This window comes from Actinacidiphila rubida, from assembly GCF_900110255.1.
Taxonomy (GTDB): domain Bacteria; phylum Actinomycetota; class Actinomycetes; order Streptomycetales; family Streptomycetaceae; genus Actinacidiphila; species Actinacidiphila rubida.
On record NZ_FODD01000051.1, the window covers coordinates 27,448 to 46,854 of the forward strand.

At 73.6% G+C, this 19,407-nt stretch carries 16 protein-coding genes and 1 pseudogene; 11 read left to right on the plus strand and 6 right to left on the minus strand.

What is annotated here, in order from left to right; translation table 11 throughout:
* Positions 1-114: 114 nt before the first annotated feature.
* The gene (locus tag BMW99_RS34040; protein WP_069465886.1) at positions 115-573 is read left to right on the plus strand and encodes a GatB/YqeY domain-containing protein; all 459 of its coding nucleotides are present in this window, start codon (positions 115-117) and stop codon (positions 571-573) included.
* Positions 574-829: 256 nt separating this feature from the next.
* On the opposite strand, the gene BMW99_RS34045 is transcribed toward BMW99_RS34040, so the two are convergent.
* Positions 830-3,148: a transglycosylase domain-containing protein gene (locus BMW99_RS34045; RefSeq protein ID WP_069465887.1), complete on the minus strand. Its 2,319-nt coding sequence runs from the start codon at positions 3,146-3,148 to the stop codon at positions 830-832.
* Between the two features lie 387 nt (positions 3,149-3,535).
* Here BMW99_RS34045 and BMW99_RS34055 point away from each other — a divergent pair.
* Positions 3,536-3,869: pseudogene (locus tag BMW99_RS34055) on the plus strand (WhiB family transcriptional regulator).
* Here BMW99_RS34055 and BMW99_RS34060 read toward each other — a convergent pair.
* Together BMW99_RS34060 and BMW99_RS34065 are read right to left on the minus strand one after the other, a co-directional pair.
* Positions 3,851-5,119: an ArsA family ATPase gene (locus tag BMW99_RS34060; RefSeq protein WP_069465888.1), complete on the minus strand. Its 1,269-nt coding sequence runs from the start codon at positions 5,117-5,119 to the stop codon at positions 3,851-3,853. The pseudogene BMW99_RS34055 and the gene BMW99_RS34060 overlap by 19 nt on opposite strands.
* A 4-nt stretch (positions 5,120-5,123) precedes the next feature.
* Positions 5,124-6,284 carry an ArsA-related P-loop ATPase gene (locus tag BMW99_RS34065; protein ID WP_079138806.1) on the minus strand — a complete coding sequence of 387 codons (1,161 nt, stop codon included), beginning with the start codon at positions 6,282-6,284 and terminating at the stop codon, positions 5,124-5,126.
* A gap of 320 nt (positions 6,285-6,604) precedes the next feature.
* Between BMW99_RS34065 and BMW99_RS40460 the strand changes: the two genes are divergently transcribed.
* The 5 genes from BMW99_RS40460 to BMW99_RS34085 all read left to right on the plus strand — a co-directional run bounded on the left by BMW99_RS40460 (position 6,605) and on the right by BMW99_RS34085 (position 10,607).
* Positions 6,605-6,766, plus strand: a complete 162-nt coding sequence (locus tag BMW99_RS40460; RefSeq protein WP_107485457.1) for a DUF4177 domain-containing protein — start codon at positions 6,605-6,607, stop codon at positions 6,764-6,766.
* On the plus strand, positions 6,766-7,233 hold the full coding sequence (locus BMW99_RS34070) for a RidA family protein (RefSeq protein ID WP_075018147.1): 468 nt from the start codon (positions 6,766-6,768) through the stop codon (positions 7,231-7,233). Before BMW99_RS40460 ends, BMW99_RS34070 begins: the two co-directional genes overlap by 1 nt.
* Before the next feature lie 217 nt (positions 7,234-7,450).
* Complete coding sequence (locus tag BMW99_RS34075) at positions 7,451-8,374, plus strand: NUDIX hydrolase (protein ID WP_177226134.1); 924 nt, start codon at positions 7,451-7,453, stop codon at positions 8,372-8,374.
* A 137-nt stretch (positions 8,375-8,511) separates the two neighbouring features.
* The gene (locus BMW99_RS34080; RefSeq protein ID WP_245791741.1) at positions 8,512-9,315 is read left to right on the plus strand and encodes an MBL fold metallo-hydrolase; all 804 of its coding nucleotides are present in this window, start codon (positions 8,512-8,514) and stop codon (positions 9,313-9,315) included.
* Positions 9,312-10,607, plus strand: a complete 1,296-nt coding sequence (locus BMW99_RS34085; protein WP_079138491.1) for a cytochrome P450 — start codon at positions 9,312-9,314, stop codon at positions 10,605-10,607. The genes BMW99_RS34080 and BMW99_RS34085 overlap by 4 nt, the downstream gene beginning before the upstream one ends.
* A gap of 70 nt (positions 10,608-10,677) precedes the next feature.
* On the opposite strand, the gene BMW99_RS34090 is transcribed toward BMW99_RS34085, so the two are convergent.
* Positions 10,678-11,505, minus strand: a complete 828-nt coding sequence (locus tag BMW99_RS34090; protein ID WP_069464040.1) for a diacylglycerol kinase family protein — start codon at positions 11,503-11,505, stop codon at positions 10,678-10,680.
* Between the two features lie 134 nt (positions 11,506-11,639).
* Between BMW99_RS34090 and BMW99_RS34095 the strand changes: the two genes are divergently transcribed.
* Entirely contained in the window at positions 11,640-12,923 is a 1,284-nt protein-coding gene (locus BMW99_RS34095; protein WP_069464041.1) for an adenylosuccinate synthase, read from the plus strand.
* A 103-nt stretch (positions 12,924-13,026) separates the two neighbouring features.
* Here BMW99_RS34095 and BMW99_RS34100 read toward each other — a convergent pair whose 3' ends face one another.
* On the minus strand, positions 13,027-14,892 hold the full coding sequence (locus BMW99_RS34100) for a serine/threonine-protein kinase (protein ID WP_075018148.1): 1,866 nt from the start codon (positions 14,890-14,892) through the stop codon (positions 13,027-13,029).
* Between the two features lie 321 nt (positions 14,893-15,213).
* Here BMW99_RS34100 and BMW99_RS34105 point away from each other — a divergent pair, with 321 nt between their 5' ends.
* Both BMW99_RS34105 and BMW99_RS34110 read left to right on the plus strand, forming a co-directional pair.
* Positions 15,214-15,903: a GntR family transcriptional regulator gene (locus tag BMW99_RS34105; protein ID WP_069467640.1), complete on the plus strand. Its 690-nt coding sequence runs from the start codon at positions 15,214-15,216 to the stop codon at positions 15,901-15,903.
* A gap of 73 nt (positions 15,904-15,976) precedes the next feature.
* A complete protein-coding gene (locus BMW99_RS34110; protein ID WP_069467641.1) occupies positions 15,977-16,630 on the plus strand; it encodes a hypothetical protein in 654 nt (217 codons plus the stop codon).
* Between the two features lie 39 nt (positions 16,631-16,669).
* Here the strand turns inward: BMW99_RS34110 and BMW99_RS34115 are convergent, their stop codons facing one another.
* Positions 16,670-17,413, minus strand: a complete 744-nt coding sequence (locus BMW99_RS34115) for an SLATT domain-containing protein (RefSeq protein ID WP_107485458.1) — start codon at positions 17,411-17,413, stop codon at positions 16,670-16,672.
* Between the two features lie 212 nt (positions 17,414-17,625).
* On the opposite strand from BMW99_RS34115, the gene purD reads away from it, so the two are divergent.
* Positions 17,626-18,900, plus strand: a complete 1,275-nt coding sequence (gene purD / locus BMW99_RS34120) for a phosphoribosylamine--glycine ligase (protein WP_069464944.1) — start codon at positions 17,626-17,628, stop codon at positions 18,898-18,900.
* Positions 18,901-19,407: the final 507 nt, after the last annotated feature.

Below are 19,407 nucleotides of genomic sequence, written 5' to 3' on the forward strand. Positions count from 1 at the left end.
CCGGGCGCCTGCCCGGCTGCGCGTTCGGCCGCGCGTACGGCGCCGCACTCGCGCGTGCGGCGCTGCACCCGTTATTGCGGCGCATCCGTCCGCCGGGGGTGCGAAAATCGGCTCATGACCACCAGCCTCAAGCAGCGACTGCAGGACGACCTCACCACCGCCATCAAGAGCCGGGACGAGCTGCGCTCGGCCACCCTCCGGCTGACGCTCACCGCGATCACCAAGGAGGAGGTGGCGGGCACGACCGCCCGCCAGCTCTCCGACGACGAGGTGCTCAAGGTGATCACCCGGGAGGCGAAGAAGCGGCGGGAGGCGGCCGAGGCGTTCGACCAGGGCGGCCGGGCGGAGTCGGCGGAGCGGGAGCGGGCCGAGGGCGAGCTGCTCGCGGAGTACCTGCCGAAGCAGCTCACCGACGAGGAGCTGGTGGAGATCGTGCGGGCGGCGATCGCCGAGTCCGGTGCGGAGGGGCCGCGGGCCATGGGCGCCGTGATGAAGATCGTCAACCCGAAGGTCGCCGGGCTGGCGGAGGGCGGCCGGGTCGCCGCCGAGGTGAAGAAGCAGCTCGCGGGCTGAGCCCGGCCCGACGCGGACGGGCCCGCCCGCACCAAGGGTTCAGGTGCGAGCCGGCACCATCCGCGCGAGCCCGCGCGAGCCCGTGCCATCCGCGCTAGCCCGTGCCATCCGCGCGAGCCCGTGCCATCCGCGCGAGCCCGTACCATCCGCGCGAGCCCGCGCCACAGCGTTCACGCATGAGTAAGGGGTGCCCCACAAAGCGGGGCACCCCTTACTCATGCGTCCGGTGCGGCGGCCCCGTCACGGGCCGCCCCGGCTATGGCGTCGATGGTCCTCCGCCGCCCGAGGGCAGCAGTGTCGGGAACGGGTTGGGCCCGCCGGTGGTGCCGCCGGCCGTCCCGGTTCCGCCGGTGGCGCCGCCCGCGGTCGCGCCCGCGGTGGTCGCTCCGGTGGTGGTGCCGCCGATCAGGCCCCCGGTCGCGCCCATGACGGTCACGCCCCCGCCGCCGTGCTTGCCCGGGTGCTTGTTGTTGCCCGGGTTCGGGTTGTTGGGGTTGGGCGAGTTCGGCGGCTGCTGGGTCTTGTCGGGCAGGCCCAGCGGCACGGTCACGAAGCTCAGGCGCGGCTTGTTGGTCAGCGAGCCCGCCACCGCGTCCTTCCAGATCGGTGCGGGGCCGTCGGCGCCGTACACCTTGTCGTAGTACTTGCCGCCGATGGTGACGTTCTTCATCTGCTGCACGTGGCGCGGGTCGCCCATCCATACCGCGGCGGCCATGTTCGGGGTGTAGCCGGCGAACCAGGCGGCCCAGCGGTCGTCGGTGGTACCGGTCTTACCCGCGGTGTCCCGGCCGTCGTCCAGGTTGGCCGCGGCACCCGTACCGTCGTCGACGACGCCCTTGAGCATGGTGTTGATGGTGTCGGCGGTGTTCTGGGACATCGCCTGCGAGCAGATGGTCTTGGGCACGGGCAGGCTCTTGCCGGTGTTGGTGGTGACCGACTCGACGACGACCGGGGTGCAGTAGGTGCCGCGGTTGGCGAAGGCGGCGTACGCGGCCGCGACGTTCAGCGGCGAGACCTCGTTGGTGCCCAGGGTCAGGGACGCGATCTGGCTCATCGGCTTGCCGTCGGCGCGCACCAGGCCGAGCTTGGAGGCCATGTTGATGATCGGGCACAGCCCGACCTGGCTCTCCAGCTGGAGGAAGTAGGTGTTGATCGACTTCTTCAGCGCCTCGGGCATCATGTACGGGCCCTTCTCCGAAGGGTCCTCGTTGCCGGTCTGGTCCGTGCCGTGCAGCGTCGCTCCGCTGCAGGTGGTGACGTCGGGGTAGACCATCTTGTTCGGCGAGTCCTCCGACTGGGACGGCTTGTAGCCCGCCTCCAGCGCCGCGGCCGCGGTGATCGGCTTGAACGTCGAACCGTTCTGGAAGCCCTGGCCGCCGCCCATGTCGGCGTTGACCGAGTAGTTGATCTGCGTCTCGTTCTTGCCGAAGCCGTACGGGCGGCTCTGGCCCATCGCGACGATCTTGCCGGTGCCGGGCTCCACGAGGGCGACGGCGGCGGCGACCTTGTCGGACTTGTTGACGTGCTTGCTGATGCCCTGCAGCACGCCGGTCTGCGCGTTCGGGTCCAGGGTGGTCTTGATCGTCAGGCCACCGGTGTTCCACAGCTTCGCGCGGTCCTCCTTCGTCTTGCCGAAGGCGGCGTTCTGCAGGAAGGTCTCGCGCACGTAGTCGCAGAAGAAGCCGGCGCCGTTGACGGCGGTGATGCAGCCGTTCTTGGGCGAGCTGACCTTCAGGCCCAGCGGCTGCTTCTCGGCGGCCTGGGCCTGCGCGGGGCTGATGTCCTTGAGCTGCGCCATGCGCGCGAGCACGGTGTTGCGGCGCTTGAGCGCCTCCTGCTCGTCGTTGACGGGGTCGTAGCGGCTCGGGGACTGCACCATGCCGGCCAGCAGCGCGGCCTGGGTCAGCGTGAGGTCCTTGGCGTGGGTGCTGAAGTAGCGCTGGGAGGCGGCCTCGATGCCGTAGGCCTGCTCGCCGAAGAAGGTGATGTTGAGGTAGTTCTCCAGGATCTTCTTCTTGCCGAGCTCCTTCTCGACCTGGATCGCGTACTTCATCTCCTTGATCTTGCGGCCCACGGTCTGCTGGGTGGCCTGGGCGACCTTCGTCGGGTCGTCGCCGGCCTCCTCCACGAACACGTTCTTCACGTACTGCTGCGTGAGCGTGGACGCGCCCTGGGTGCTGCCGCCGGAGCCGTTGTGGCTGACGGCGCGCAGGATGCCCTTCAGGTCGAGGGCGCCGTGCTGGTAGTAGCGCGAGTCCTCGATGGCGACGATGGCGCCCAGGATGTTCGGGCTCATCTGCGTGATGGGCACCACCGTGCGGTCACGGGAGTACACGGTCGCGATCAGACCGCCGTTGGCGTCCAGGATCTTGGAGGCCTGGCTCAGGGGCGGTGCCTTGAGCTCGCCCGGCAGGTCCGCGAAGCCGGATGCCGTGCCCTTCGCGGTAAGGCCGAGCGCGCCGGCGGCGGGCAGGGCGATCCCTGCGAGCACCACACCGGCGAGCACACTGACACCGAGGAACTTGGCGGCCTGCTGGGCCGACGTCAGCCCCCCGCCAGAACGCTTGTGAGCCATGCAGAGCAGCCTACGTTGCGATTCCCCGGACGGGCGCCCATCTGTTCGCCTACTCTGTAACAGACAGGGCGCGATCGTCGTGCGCGCACTTGTCTCTCGCCGTCACTCTTGTGAGTGATGAGATCTGCCCGAATTTCGGCATATGCCTGGGGTCTTGGACCCTGAGGCGGGCGAACCATGGATGTTCGTCCCGGTGTGTCCAGTTTGATCGTCGCTCACTCCGGTGGGTGACCTCCCGGGTACGCATAGTCCATTCGGGCCATGCAAGATTGGGCCTGAAAGGGCTGTTGCGCCGCGCCTACCTTCCGTAACGTCCTCAACTGGCAACGGTGAATATGCCGCTTGCCGCCGTGGGGGAGCCTCGATTCGGGAGAGGACGGCGCCAGCATGAGCAGCTGGGTAACCGACTGGAGCACGCAAGCGGCGTGCAGGACGACTGATCCGGACGAGCTGTTCGTCCAGGGCGCGGCCCAGAACCGGGCCAAGGCGGTGTGCACGGGCTGCCCGGTGCGCACCGAGTGCCTGGCGGACGCGCTCGACAACCGGGTCGAGTTCGGTGTGTGGGGGGGGGATGACCGAACGGGAACGCCGCGCGCTGCTGCGCCGCCGTCCCACCGTGACCTCCTGGCGCAGGCTGCTGGAGACCGCCCGCACCGAGTACGAGCGCAGTACGGGTCTGCTGCCCCTCGGCGACGAAGCGGACTACGCGGCCGCGGGCTGAGCCCCGGAGAGCCGCAGGCCGATCGCCCGCAGTCCCTCCAGGTCGTGCACGTCGCCCGGTAGGGCCGTCACGTCCACCATCGGAACCTCGGGGTGCACGGAGACGAAGCGGTCGCGGGTGCGTCGTTCACGCGCGACCACCTGCATGCGCTCGGCGTGCAACCGCAGAAGTCCGGCGGTGAGGCGTTCCGTACGGTCCGGGGCGCCCTCCGCGGCGCCTGTGTCAGCCTTCCCCGCCGGGTGGCCCTCCATGCCGCCCGGCGCAAGATTTTCTGGCACGGCGTCACCCCGCGCGCCCCCGGGCTCCTCCGCGCGCTCCTCGAGCGCCTCCGCGGCGGCCAGCGCGCGCTCGGCCGTGAGCCGGTCCGCGCCGCTGCCGTGCACCCGGTTGAGCACCAGCCCGGCCAGCGGCATGTCCTCGGCGGCCAGCCGCTCGACGAAGTAGGCCGCCTCGCGCAGCGCGTCCCGTTCCGGTGCGGCCACCACCAGGAACGCCGTGCCCGGCGCCTGGAGCAGCCGGTACGTGGCGTCGGCCCGGGTCCGGAAGCCGCCGAACATCGTGTCCATGGCGGCCACGAAGGTCTGCACGTCCCGCAGCAGGGACGCGCCCATCACCTTGTTCAGGGTGCCGGTCATCATCGACATCCCGATGTTGAGGAACTTCACCCCGGCCCGGCCGCCGACCTTCGCCGGCGCCATCAGCAGCTTGATGAACTTCCCGTCGAGGAACGAGCCGAGGCGCTTGGGCGCGTCCAGGAAGTCCAGCGCGCTGCGGCTCGGCGGGGTGTCGACGATGATCAGGTCCCAGGCGTCCTGGGCCCGCAGCTGGCCCAGCTTCTCCATCGCCATGTACTCCTGCGTGCCGGCGAATCCGGCCGACAGCGACTGGTAGAAGGGGTTCTCCAGGATCGCCCGCGCCCGCTCGGGGTCCGAGTGCTGGGCCACGACCTCGTCGAACGTCCGTTTCATGTCCAGCATCATCGCGTGGAGCGACCCGCCGGCGGACCGATCAATTCCGGCCACCTCGCGCGGGGTGTTGTCGAGTTCGGTCAGTCCCATGGACTGCGCCAGCCGCCGCGCCGGGTCGATCGTGAGCACGACGGCGGTGCGGCCGCGCTCGGCCGCCCGCACGCCCAGCGCCGCGGCGGTGGTGGTCTTGCCCACACCGCCGGAGCCGCAGCACACGATGATGCGGGTCTTGGGGTCGTCGAGCAGCGGGTCGATGTCCAGCACCGGGCTCTCCAGGCTCATCCGTTCAGACCTCGCCGTCCGTGTCGTCGCCGTCGTGACCGTTGTCGCTGTCGCCGTCGTCCCCACGGCCGCCGCCTCCACGGCCGCCGTCGTCCGCGCCGTCCCGCGCCGCGTCGGCGGACAGCGCGTCGTCCCCGAGGGGACGCACCGGGCCGTCGGCCGGCACCGCGACCGCCTGCTTGCGCAGGCTCTCCGCGAGCCGGTAGAGGCCGCCGAGGTCGACGCCGTCCGACAGCAGCTCCAACTCCCGCACGGGCAGGCCGAGGCCGGTGATCTCCGCGCGTTGCGCGCGTTCCAGGACGACCCGCTCGGCGTGCTCGTGTGCCTGCGCCAGCAGCGGGTCGACCAGGCGCTCGGCCAGGCCGCCGCGCCGCGCACCGCCCAGGCCCGCCTGGGACAGCGCCTTCGCGACGGCCGTGCGGCGCGGCCCGTCGGCCACCTCGGTCAGGTCCGCGTCGGACAGCAGCACCGGGCGGAGCATGTTGACGATCACCGCGCCCACGGGCAGGCCCGCCGCGCGCAGCTCCGCCACGCCGTCGACCGTCTCCTGGACCGGCATCTCCTCCAGCAGCGTCACCAGGTGGATGGCGGTCTGCGGGGACTTGAGCACGGCCATCACGGACTGCGCCTGGTTGTATATCGGGCCGACCCTGGCCAGGCCCGCGACCTCGTCGTTGACGTTCAGGAAGCGGGTGATGCGGCCGGTCGGCGGCGCGTCCAGCACCACCGCGTCGTACACCGGCCAGCCGGCCTTGTCCTTGCGGCGGACGGCCTCGCACATCTTGCCCGTGAGCAGCACGTCCCGGATGCCGGGCGCGACGGTGGTGGCGAAGTCGATCGCGCCGAGCTTCTTCAGCGCCCGGCCGGCCCGGCCGAGCTTGTAGAACATGTCGAGGTAGTCGAGCATCGCCAGCTCGGCGTCGATGGCCAGCGCGTGCACCTCGCCGCCGCCCGGCGCGGACGCGATCTTCCGCTCCTCGTAAGGCAGCGCCTCGGTCTCGAAGAGCTGGGCGATACCCTGCCGCTCCTCGACCTCGACCAGCAGCACGCGCCGGCCCTCGGCGGCGAGGGCGAGCGCCAGTGAGGCGGCGACCGTGGTCTTTCCCGTGCCGCCCTTGCCGGTCACGATGTGCAGTCTGACCGCAGATGACTGTTGAGGGCTCACCTTGCGAGCCTAACCACTCGACGGCCCCGACACTCGGCCGGTCGGCGGTTGACATCCCGGCGCCCGGCGTTCCGGCGGCACGCGGGGCCCGCCGGAACGGGGCGGGCGGGCCCGCGGACGAGAGCGGAATCCGGGGCCGGAGCGGGGCCGGAGCGGGGCCGGAGCGGGGCCGGAACCGGGCGGAATCCGGGGCCGGAGCGCGGGCGGAGCGGCGCCGGACGAGCGGGGGACCGGGCCCGGCACGGGCCGGGATCGGACGCCGGCCCGACGCGGGTCGGGCCGCCGGGGGAGCACCACGCCCAGGCACTAGAGTCGCCGTCATGGCGAACAAGTGGGAATACGCGACCGTGCCGCTGCTGGTGCACGCGACGAAGCAGATCCTCGACACCTGGGGCGAGGACGGCTGGGAGCTGGTGCAGGTCGTGCCCGGCCCGAACGATCCGGAGCAGCTGGTGGCGTACCTGAAGCGGGAGAAGCAGTAATGAGTGGCGCGGTCGCCGCCCGGCTCGCCGAGCTGGGCCACACCCTGCCGGACGTCGTCCCGCCGCTGGCCGCGTACCAGCCCGCGGTGCGTTCGGGCGCGTACGTGTTCACGTCCGGTCAGCTGCCGATCGTCGACGGCAAGCTCGTGGCCACCGGCAAGGTCGGTGCCGAGGTCAGCGCCGAGGAGGCGTACGACCTGGCGCGGGTGTGCGCGCTCAACGCGCTCGCCGCCGTCCGTTCGGTGGTCGGCGACCTCGACCGCATCGCGCGGGTCGTGAAGGTCGTCGGCTTCGTCGCCTCCGCGCCGGACTTCACCGGCCAGCCGGCCGTCGTGAACGGCGCGAGCGAGCTGTTCGGCGAGGTGCTGGGCGACAAGGGCCAGCACGCGCGCAGCGCGGTCGGCGTCGCGGTGCTCCCGCTGGACGCGCCGGTCGAGGTCGAGATCCAGGTCGAACTGCTGCCGTAGGGCGAGGCCGTCGGCGGACGGCAGGCGGGGGCGTCGCGCATCGGGCGTCGAGCGTCGGGCGTCGTGGCGAACGCCGGGGCCGTTCCCGCCCCGGTCCGCCCGCCCGCCGGCGGTGCGCCGGGCCGTCCGCCGTCCGCCGGAAACCGCCGGCCGGGCAAGGCGCCGGCCGGGTCCCCGGGGACCTTCCCGCCACGAGGCGAGCCGGTAGCCTCGGGACATGACCTCGATGGACGGTTCGGCGTTCCCCCCGGCGTGGCCCGAGCGGATCCGGGCGCTGGCCCGGGGCGAGCTCGCCGTGGTGCCCCCCAAGCCCGCGGCGACCGTGCTGCTGCTGCGAGACGGTGCCGACGGCGGCGACGGCGGCGAGCCGATGGTGCACATGCTGCGGCGCCGCACGTCGATGGCCTTCGCCGGCGGTGCCTACGCCTACCCCGGCGGCGGCGTCGACCCGCGCGACGAGCGCGAGGTCCGCTGGGCAGGGCCCGGTGCCGCGCACTGGGCCGCAGTACTGGGGGTGCCGGAGGTCAGCGCGCAGGCCGTCGTCTGCGCGGCCGTCCGGGAGACGTTCGAGGAGTCGGGCGTGCTGCTGGCCGGCCCCGAGGACGGCACCGTCGTCGAGGACACCACCGGCGACGACTGGGAGCGCGACCGGCAGGCGCTGGTCGCCCGCGAGCTGGGCTTCGCCGACTTCCTGGCCCGCCGCGGACTCGCGCTGCGCTCCGACCTGCTGGCCCCCTGGGCCCGCTGGATCACCCCGGAGTTCGAGGAGCGCCGCTACGACACGTGGTTCTTCCTGGCCCGGCTCCCCGAGGGGCAGCGCACCCGCGACGTGTCCGGCGAGGCCGACCGCACGGTGTGGCTGCCGCCGAGCGAGGGCGTCGAGGGCTACGGCCGCGGCGAGATGGTGATGCTGCCGCCGACCATCACGATGCTGCGGGACCTGCTGCCCTACTCCTCCGCGGACGCGGCGCTCGCCGCCGCGTCCGGCCGGGACCTGACACCGGTGCTGGCCAGGGCCGAACTGGACGCATCCGGCGACGTGGTGCTGACCTGGCCGGGGCACGAGGAGTTCACCCGCGTCGTCAGGGGCCTGCCCGCGCCCCCGTCGGACGGCCCGGCGTCCGGGGGCGAGTGCCGGTGACCGAGGTGACACCGCCGGGCCGGCCCGGACCGGACGGGCGGCCGGACCGCTCGGGCCCCTCCGCCGCGGGCCGCCACGGCCAGGGCCAGCCGCTGCACCGGCCGCAGGGCCAGCCGCCCGTTCCGCCCGGCCGCCCGCTGGACACCGTCGGCGGGCGGGCCACCGAGCGGGCGCTGTGCGTGCTCGCCCCCAACCCCTCGCCGATGACGCTCGACGGCACCAACACCTGGATCGTCGCCGAGCCGGACTCCGAGCTGGCCGTCGTCATCGACCCCGGCCCGCTCGACGAGGCGCACCTGGCGAACGTGGTGGCCACCGCGGAACGGCTCGGCAAGCGCGTCGCGCTGACGCTGCTGACGCACGGCCACCCCGACCACGCCGAGGGCGCCGCCCGGTTCGCCGAGCTGACCCGCACGCCGGTGCGGGCGCTCGACCCGGCGCTGCGGCTCGGCGACGAGGGCCTGACCGCGGGCGACACGGTGACCACCGGCGGGCTGGAGCTGCGGGTGCTGCCGACCCCGGGCCACACCGCGGACTCGCTGTCGTTCCAGCTGCCCGCGGACGCCGCGGTGCTGACCGGCGACACCGTGCTGGGCCGCGGCACCACCGTCGTCGCGTACCCCGACGGCCGCCTCGGCGACTACCTGGACTCGCTGCGCCGGCTCCAGGCGCTGACCGCCGACGGCGGCGTGGACACCGTGCTGCCCGGGCACGGGCCGGTGCTCGCCGACGCGCGCGGGGCCGTCGAGTTCTACCTGGCGCACCGCGCGCACCGTCTCGCGCAGGTCGAGACGGCCGTCGAGTCCGGCCTGCGGACCGCGTCCGAGGTCGTGGCGCACGTGTACGCGGACGTCGACCGGTCGCTGTGGCCGGCCGCCGAGCTGTCGGTCCACGCGCAACTGGACTACCTGCGGGAACACGGACTGATCGAGCTGCCATGACGCCCTCCTCCCCGACATCCGGGACCTCCCCGACGCCCCCGGCCTCGCCGGCTTCCTCGGGCTCGCCCTCCCCCGACGCCGCGACCGCCCTGTTCCAGCCGTGGGCGGGCTCCTTCGTCGCCGACCCGTACCCCGCGTACGAGGCGCTGCGCGCGGCCGGCCGCGTCCACTACTTCGCGCCGACCGACCAGTGGCTGGTGCCGCACCACGACGACGTGAGCGCGCTGCTGCGCGACCGCCGGCTGGGCCGCACCTACCTGCACCGCTTCAGCCACGAGGAGTTCGGCCGGCCGGCGCCGCCGCCGGAGCACGAGCCGTTCACCACGCTCAACGGCGAGGGGATGCTCGACCTGGAGGAGCCGGCGCACGCGCGTGTCCGCCGCCTGGTCTCCAAGGCGTTCACCCCGCGGATGGTGGACGACCTCGCGCCGACCGTGCGGCGGCTGGCCGCCGAACTGGTCGGGTCGCTGCACGCGGACGGCGGCGGCGACCTGCTGGCGCGGGTCGCCGAGCCGCTGCCGGTCGCGGTGATCGCCGAGATGCTGGGCGTGCCGCCCGCCGACCGGGGGCTGCTGCGGCCCTGGTCCGCGGCGATCACCGGCATGTTCGAGCTGAACCCCACCGAGGAGAGCGCGCGGCGGGCGGTGCGGGCCAGCGAGGAGTTCTCCGCCTATCTGCGGGAGCTGATCACCGCCCGTCGCCGCGACCCCGGCACCGACCTGATCAGCGCGCTGATCGCCGCGCACGACGGCGGTGACGTGCTCAGCGAGCAGGAGATGGTGTCCACGTGCGTGCTGCTGCTGAACGCCGGGCACGAGGCCACCGTCAACACCACGACGCTGGGCTGGCTGGCGCTGTTCCGCCACCCCGACCAGCTGCGGCTGCTCCAGCGGGACCCCGGCCTGCTCCGGGACGGCGTCGAGGAGATGCTGCGCTACGACACGCCGTTGCAGATGTTCGAGCGGTGGGTGCTGGACGACGTCGAGATCGACGGCACCGTCGTCCCCCGCGGCTCCGAGGTGGCGCTGCTGTTCGGGTCGGCGAACCGCGACCCGTCCCGGTTCGCCGACCCGGACCGCTTCGACGTCACCCGTCCCGCGGCCGGCAACAGGCACCTGTCGTTCGGCGCGGGCATCCACTACTGCCTGGGCGCGCCGCTGGCCCGCCTCGAACTCGCCGCGTCCTTCGGGACGTTCCTGGGCCGGGCGCCCGGCATGCGACTGGCCGAGGAGCCGCGGTGGCGCCCCGGGTACGTCATCCGCGGCCTGGAGGAACTGCTCGTCACCTGGTGACCGGCGCCGGGCGGGCGCCGGCCCCGCGGTGGGTACGGGCGGGCGCGCGCGGACTCCCGTCCGCCCGCCGTCACTTCGGGACGGTCAGCCGCCACGCGGACGCCTCGACGGTCCACGTGCGGGTGCGCACCGGGCCGGTGATCGCCGAGTCGGCCCGGTAGCGGAAGTCCCGGCCGGAGACGGTGATGGTGCGGGCGCGCGTCCGCACGTGCGCGGAGTCCTGCGTGTGCCGCACCGAGATCTCGGCGAAGCCGGCCGGTGCGGTGCGCACCGACACCTCGTGCACCGGCCGGTCCAGGTCCGCGAGCAGCACGCCGTCCGCCTCGACGCGCAGCCGCTGCTGGCGCTGCGGCTGCTGGCCGTTCACCGGGATCGGCGAGGTCAGGGTGCGCACCAGGGACCGGGCGGTCTTCTCCACCGGCGTCCACCAGCGCGCGGAGGTCTGCGCGGTGGGGTTGCCGCAGGGGATGCTCAGCGCGCCCAGCACGATGCCGCCGCTCTCGTCGACGAGGATGTCCAGCTCGCGTTCGGCGCCGTCGAGCACCGCCCGGGCGGCGGCCGGCACCTGGCCGGGGACGCCGAGAGCCCGCAGCAGCGTGGAGCGCGGGCCGATCGGCACCACCGCGACCGGCGCCTCGTGCAGCGCCCGCTCGCGGTGCAGCGCCCGCACGGTGCGCAGCAGTGCCGCGTCGTCGCCCAGCACCACCGGGTGGCGGCGGCCGCGGTGCGCCAGGGCGTGCTCGGCCTCGGCCGCGGATTCCGGCAGAACGATCTTCAGCGAGGCCGCGCCCGCACGCAGTACGTCCTTGGCGATCCGCACGGACTCGCCGTCGACGGCGCGTGCCGCGGGGTCGACGAGGACGAGCAGGGACTGTCCGGCCGGGACGTGAGCCGACACCTTGGTCCTTCCTCAGGTAAAATCTCGGTGCAAGAGCCCCTTGCGCCTTTGCGTCAGGGGCTTCGTCTATTCCGGGGCAGGTTCGACGGCTCTCTGCACGTTGGACATGCCCCGCCCGGAAGGGGTGTACGCCTGTGCCCGCACTTGTGCTGCTCGGTGCTCAGTGGGGTGACGAGGGCAAGGGGAAGGCCACCGACCTGCTCGGTGGCTCCGTGGACTACGTGGTGCGTTACCAGGGCGGCAACAACGCCGGCCACACGGTCGTCGTCGGCGACCAGAAGTACGCACTGCATCTCCTCCCCTCCGGAATCCTGTCGCCGGAGTGCGTCCCGGTGATCGGGAACGGTGTCGTCGTCGATCCCGCGGTCCTGCTCTCCGAGCTGAGCGGGCTGAACGAGCGAGGCGTCGACACCTCCAAACTGGTGATCAGCGGTAACGCCCACCTGATCACGCCGTATCACCAGACCATCGACAAGGTGACGGAGCGCTTCCTGGGCAAGCGCAAGATCGGCACCACCGGGCGCGGCATCGGCCCCGCCTACGCCGACAAGATCAACCGCGTCGGCATCCGCGTCCAGGACCTCTTCGACGAGTCGATCCTCCGGCAGAAGGTCGACGCGGCGCTGCAGGACAAGAACCAGATCCTCGTCAAGATCTTCAATCGGCGGGCGATCAGCACCGACCAGGTCGTCGAGGAGTACCTCGGCTACGCCGAGCAGATCCGCGGCTACGTCGCCGACACCACGCTGCTGCTCAACAACGCGCTGGACGCGGGCAAGGTCGTGCTGATGGAGGGCGGGCAGGGCACGCTCCTGGACGTCGACCACGGCACCTATCCCTTCGTCACCTCGTCCAACCCGACCTCGGGCGGTGCCTGCACCGGTACCGGTGTCGGCCCCACCAAGATCACCCGGGTCATCGGCATCCTCAAGGCGTACACAACGCGTGTGGGCTCCGGACCGTTCCCCACCGAACTCCTCGACGAGGACGGCGAGAAGCTGCGCACCATCGGCGGCGAGTTCGGTGTCACCACCGGCCGCAACCGGCGCTGCGGCTGGTTCGACGCGGTCATCGCCCGGTACGCCACCCGGGTGAACGGCCTCACCGACTTCTTCCTCACCAAGCTCGACGTCCTCACCGGCTGGGAGCGCATCCCGGTCTGCGTCGCCTACGACATCGACGGCCGGCGCGTCGAGGAACTCCCCTACAACCAGACCGACTTCCACCACGCCAAGCCGGTCTACGAGTACCTGCCCGGCTGGTCGGAGGACATCAGCAAGGCCAAGACGGTGGCCGACCTGCCGAAGAACGCGCAGGCCTACGTCAAGGCGCTGGAGGAGATGTCCGGCGCACCCATCTCGGCGATCGGCGTCGGCCCCGGCCGCACCGAGACCATCGAGGTCAACTCGTTCCTGTAGACGGTACGCAGCGGACGCATTTGACGCGGCTCCGGCGGACGGGCCGGGCACGGACGGTACGCCGTCCGGGCCCGGCCCGTCCGGCGTTCGCGGTGCGTGCGGGTCAGCCGGTCCGCTCGTACGTCAGCGGCGCCTTGCCCGACTCCAGGTTGTCCCGGCGCAGGTGCGTGGCGTCGACCAGGGTCAGGGACGTCGTCTCGCCGGGCAGGCACGCGCCGGCCGGCTCACCGCGGGTGAGCACCGACGCGCTCAGCTCGGTGGGCGGCCCCGCGGAGGTGACGTGCATGGACCACGCGCAGTCGTAGCCGCCGCCGCTGGTGCTGTCGCCGGTCAGCACGACCGAGCCGTCCGCGTGGACGGTCAGCGTCCGGTCGTTCTCGCCCTGCCCGCTGTCGAAGGCGGCGTGCCAGGTCCCGACCAGGTCGGCGGGCGCGGGCACGCCGCCCGGGCCGCCCGGGCCGCCCGGGCCCGAGGGCGTGGCCGTGGCCGGCGGCGTCGCGGCCGTGGTGCCGCCACCCTTCGCCGTCGTGGCCGGCGCCGAGGAGGCGGTGCGCGGTCCGGAGCCGCCGTGGTCGCCGGCGCGCAGCGCCACCAGCGCCGTCGTGGTGCCCGCGATCACCGCGAGCAGCACCACGACGGCGATGAGCGCGCCACGCCGCCCGCGCCGCGGGGGCGCGGCCGCCGGGCCGCCGGGCGGGAGGTGCGGGGCCGTCGCGGCGTGCGGCGGTACCGGCGCACCGGCCGCGGACGGCGGGTACGCCGTGCCCGGCTGGGGTGCCGCGGTGGACCCCGTGCCGGGGCCGGCGGCCTGTACCGCGGCGGGTGCGGCCGCTGACGCGGGTGCGGGCCACGGCTCGGCGCGCGGCCGCGGCACGACCGGGCTCGGGGCGTCCGAGGAGGCCCGGGTGTCCCGGGTGCCGTGGGTGTCGCGGGGCGCCTGCCCGGCCGGCGCGGTCTGGACGCGGGTCCTCGCGCTCGGCGCGTCCGCCAGGCTCACGACGGGCAGGGAGCCGGTCTCCGCCGCCTCCAGTTCCAGCAGCCGCACCGCCTGCCGCCCCAGCTGGGCGACGATCGCGCCCGGCAGCCACGGCTCGCCGGCGGGCCCGGTGGCGTCCACCGCACCGCCCGCGCCGATGCGCTCCTGCACCTCCGCGAGCGACGGACGCTCCTGCGGGTCCTTGACCAGGCACGCGGCGACCAGGTCGCGCAGGCCGTCCGGCACGGCGTCCAGGTCCGGCGGCTCCTGCACGATGCGGAACATCTGCGCGTGCACCCCGCTGGAGGCCGCGCCGAACGGCTGCAGCCCGGTGGCCGCGAAGGCCAGTACCGAGCCGAGGCAGAAGATGTCGCAGGCCGGGGTGACGATCCGGTCGCCGCGCACCTGCTCGGGCGACATGAAGGCGGGGGAGCCGACCATGGCGCCGGTGTAGGTGACAGCGCCCTCCGTGCCCTCCGTGCCCTCGCCGTCGTCCGCGACGGTCTCCAGGGCCCGGGCGATGCCGAAGTCGATCACCCGCGGCCCGTCGATGGTGATCATCACGTTGGACGGCTTGAGGTCGCGGTGCACCAGGCCGGCCGCGTGGATGTCGGCGAGCGCGTGCGCCAGCCCCGAGGCCAGCACCCGCACCGACGGCTCGGGCAGCGGGCCGTGGTCCCTGGCGACGACCTGCTGGAGCGAGGGCCCCGCGACGTACCCGGTGGCGACCCACGGGATCTCCGCCTCGGTGTCGGCGTCCAGGACGGGCGCGGTCCAGCGGCCGCCGACGCGGCGGGCGGCGCGCACCTCGCGGCGGAACCGGGTGCGGAACTCCTCCTGCTCGGCGAGTTCCGCGCGCACCAGCTTCACCGCGACCGTCCGGCCGCGCTCGGACCGGGCCAGGTACACCCGCCCCATGCCGCCGGTGCCCAGCCGGCCCAGGAGGCGGTACGTGCCGATCCAGCGCGGGTCGTCGGCCCGAAGCTCGTCCATCCCTGGCCCCCCGTCTCCGACGGCGCGGGCGTCGCCCCGCACTCGTACGGCCGAAGAATATGCGTACGAACGGCCGGCGGTCCGCCCGCCGCCCCTGACAACCCGCCGGTTCCGCGACGGCTTTCGCCACCCGCCCCCACCCCGGCGCCCCGGCCCCCTCCGGGCACCGCCGGCGGCTCCCGCCGTCGCCGACCGTCACGCCGTGGCCACGATGAGCCGAACCTCGCGGCGCGGGCCCCGCGCACTCGCCTATCGTGTGCGGGGTCATCCGCACGGCCGCCGCTCGGTCGCGCGGCAGCCGACGCGGGAGAGGACCGTGGCATGCCGGACGGCGGCGGATCGTTGCCCGTACGGCGCAGCAGCCTGCGCCAGCAGATCGCCGACGCCCTGCGCGACGAGGTCCTCACCGGACGGCTGGAGGCCGGCCGCCACTTCACCGTCAAGGAGATCGCCGAGACCTACGGCGTCTCCGCGACCCCGGTGCGCGAGGCCCTCGTCGACCTGACCGCCCAGGGCCTGCTGGAGGTCGAGCAGCACCGTGGCTTCCAGGTCAGGCAGCTCACCGCGGACGACTTCCAGTCGATCGTCGAGGCGCGGGTCTTCGTGGTCGAGGCCGCGTTCCGCATGATGGACGAGCAGGGCATGGGCGACGTCCCCGCGGACGCGCTGGCGTCCGTGCGGCGCCGCGCGGAGGCCGCGGCCCGCGCAGCGCACGCCGGCGTGCTGGACGTGCTCATCGGCTGCGACCTGCGCTTCTGGCGCGAACTGACGGCCATCGGCGGCAACCCGCACATCTGCGAGTTCCTCGACCGGCTGCGCGTCCAGACCTGGATCTACACGGTGCCCCACCTGCGGGCCGTACCCGACCTGGCCGGGGTGTGCTGGGCCGGCCACGTCGACCTCGTGGACGCCGTGGCCGCCCGCGACACCGGCGCCGCCCGGCAGCTCACCCTCGACTACCACGCCCACACCCGCGCGCTCGTCGAGAAACTCGACCCCGCACACCCCTGAACCGCCCCGTGTGCCGCTGACGCGACCGGCGCGGGCGAACTACGCTGTACGCCCCCGACCGGATGGAGTGTTCGTGGCCTGCGACTTGTGGCTGGTGCCGCTCGTGGACGTGCTCTGCCACAGCCCGGAAAACCCCTTCTCCGAGGAACTCGCCCGTTACGACAAGGCGTTGGGCGAGGCGGGACAGCCGCCCATCCCGGTCTACAGCTACATGCCGGGCCTGTCCGGCGACGTCGCCCCGGTGGCCTGCTTCGACTACGACGCGCTGCACTTCCTGCGCCGCGCCTACCTGTTGAGCCTGCAGGGACTGGAGGTCACGCCCGTCGACGCGCTCGGCGGCGACTACGAGCAGCTGCTGGAGATGTTCGAGGGCGCGGCCCAGCGCTCCCACCTCGTCTGGCACTACGACCACGCGGGCGCGTACGTCCCCCTGGACTTCCCGGTGCCCGTCGTCAACGACGAACTGCTCGAAGGCGGCGGCCCGTTGGGCTCCAGCCACGGCCTGCTGCGGGAGCTGGAGTTCGTGGCGCCCGCCATCGGCATCGACCCGGCGAACCCGCCGGCCGCCCCCACTCCGCCGGACCGGCACACCACCCTCGAAGAGCCCGCGCTCACCCCCGCGCTCCCCACGGACGGCCCCTTCGCCCGCGAACACCACGTCTGGCTCGGCCTCCACGCCGCGGCGACGCGGTCCCTGGGCCAGGGCTCGATGATCGTCTTCAGCTAGTTCCCGCCGTCTCCCGCCGGATCCCGGAGATCCCGTGGGCTACCGCGGGTTCTCCGGGGGACGCTGGCGGGGCATGTTCGGGCGGGTGCTGGGGTGGGCCAGGCGCGGCGCGCTGGTGTCCTGGCGGGACGGCCACCAGGCGGCGGACTGGGTGCGCAGCGGCGCCGCCGCGGTCTTCGCGCCGAAGTCCACCATCCAGTCCGCCGTCTCCATCCGGACCAGGTCCGCGACGTCCTCGCAGAAGCGCCGCAGGATCGCCAGGCAGCGGTCCGCGGCCTCCGCCGCCGTCCCCTCGGTCGGCCCCAGCACCTCCCGGACACTCTCCGCCGCCCAGTCGAAGCGCAGCACCTCCAGCCGCCGGTGCACCGCCTGGGCCGTGGCCACGTCCCGCATCCACCCCGACGTCAGGCCCAGCACCTTGTCGAAGGCCAGACACACCGCACCGAGCAGCAGCGCGACATAACCCCAGGCCGCGGCCGTGTCCGGCCCGTCCGCCAGCTCGACGAGCGGCAGCAGCGCACCCGCGGCGACCAGGCAGGCCGCCGCGACCCGCAGCCCCCGGGCGGCCCGGCGCTTGCCCACGCGGTCGCGCAGGTACCACTCGGCGGTGCGCACCGCGCCCTCTTCCGACCAGCGGTACAGCTCCGTCAGCCGCTCGGCCGGCTCGCCCCAGTCGCCCAGCGGGAACGGCAGCGCCCGCAGGTCCTCGTGCTGGTGGTGCAGCGCCCGCCGCGGAGGCTCCTCACGAGGGGCCTCTTCGGGGGACTTGTCCTGCTGGCTCACTGCGCACTCCCTGGGACGACACACGACCTCACGGGGGCTCGGCACTCCGGCCCGGTGTGAAGCTCTCTTCTTACCGCCGAACGGCTGAGCCCGTGCGTCCCGTCATCGGAAGACCGCCCGTACGGGCAGCGTGATCAGGTGGAGGCCGTTCTGCGCGGTCGCTCGAAAGAGTGAGGCGGGCCCCGGCCGCACCGCCCACTACCCTGGTGCGCGTGAACGTCCTTGTCATCGGCGGCGGTGCCCGCGAACACGCCCTGTGCCGCTCTCTGTCCCTCGACCCCGACGTGACGTCGCTGCACTGTGCGCCCGGCAACGCCGGTATCGCCGAGGTCGCAGCGGTGCATCCCGTCGACATCATGGACGGCGCGGCCGTCGCCGGCCTCGCGGTCGCGCTCGGCGCCGACTTCGTGATCGTCGGCCCCGAGGCGCCGCTGGTCGCCGGCGTCGCCGACGCGGTCCGCGAACGCGGCATCGACTGCTTCGGGCCGTCCGGCGAGGCCGCGGCACTGGAGGGGTCCAAGGCGTTCGCGAAGGACGTCATGGCAGCGGCCGGCGTGCCGACCGCCCGCAGCTACGTCTGCACCACGCCCGAGGAGATCGACACCGCGCTCGACGCGTTCGGCGCGCCGTACGTCGTCAAGGACGACGGGCTGGCCGCCGGCAAGGGCGTCGTCGTCACGTCCGACGTGGACGAGGCGCGGGCGCACGCCCTGGCCTGCGTCGCCGGCGCGGACGGCTCCGGTTCCGGGCGGGTCGTCATCGAGGAGTACCTCGACGGCCCCGAGGTGTCGCTGTTCGCGGTGACCGACGGCCGCACGGTCGTGCCGCTGCAGCCCGCGCAGGACTTCAAGCGCGCCCTGGACGGCGACGAGGGCCCCAACACCGGCGGCATGGGCGCCTACTCGCCGCTGCCGTGGGCCGACCCCGGCCTCGTCGCCGAGGTCGAGCGGACCGTGCTGCAGCCGACGGTCGACGAGCTGCGGCGCCGCGGCACCCCCTTCGCAGGGCTGCTGTACGCCGGGCTGGCGATCACCTCGCGCGGAGTGCGGGTGATCGAGTTCAACGCGCGGTTCGGCGACCCCGAGACGCAGGTCGTGCTGGCACGGCTGCGCACCCCGCTGGCCGAGCTGCTGCGCGCCGCGGCGACGGGACAGCTCGCCGCGTTCCCCGAGCTGCACTGGAGCGACGGCGCGGCGGTGACGGTGGTCATCGCCGCGCACAACTACCCCGGCACGCCGCGGAGCGGTGACGAGATCACCGGGCTCGACGAGGTCGCGAAGGACGAGCACGCGTACGTGCTGCACGCCGGGACGCGGCGGGAGGACGACGGGCGCGTCGTCGCGGCCGGCGGCCGCGTCCTGTCCGTGACCGCGACCGGCGACGATCTGGCGGTGGCCCGCGAGCGGGCGTACCACGCGGTGGACCGCGTGGGGCTGGCCGGTTCCCACCACCGCCGGGACATCGCGGCGGACGCGGCGCGGGCCTGAGGGGTTCGGAATCCGGGGTGCCCCCGGGGCTTGTCGGCCGTCCACCGGCCGGTGGGTGGTTCGGCTTCCGGGGTGCCCCCGGGGCTTGTCGGCCGTCCACCGGCCGGTGGTGTGTTCGGGCTCCGGGGTGCCCCGCGCTGCGCGCTGCCGTCTGCGGGTCTCGTCGTGGTTGTTCGCGCAGTTCCTCGCGCCCCTGGTGTGCGTGCCGTCGGTACGGGGGTCGGGGGCGCTCCGGAAGCGTCTCCTCGGAAATGTGCATACGGGTTCGTACGCAGTCTTGCCCGGGGGCCGCGCACATTTCTCTGCGGGGAGCACTTCCTCCCCACCCCCTCCCGCTGATCCACCGTGCGGCGGGGGACATGGGACACGGCCAAGCTCTGTCCTCCCGCAGACGGGGACGGGCCGGAGGGGGACGATCCGGGTGTGTCCCCGCAGAGCTTTGCAAGGCCCCGGCCCACCTCTTCGGAAAAAGCCGCCATGCAAAGCTCGAGGAGACACTCCCGGAGT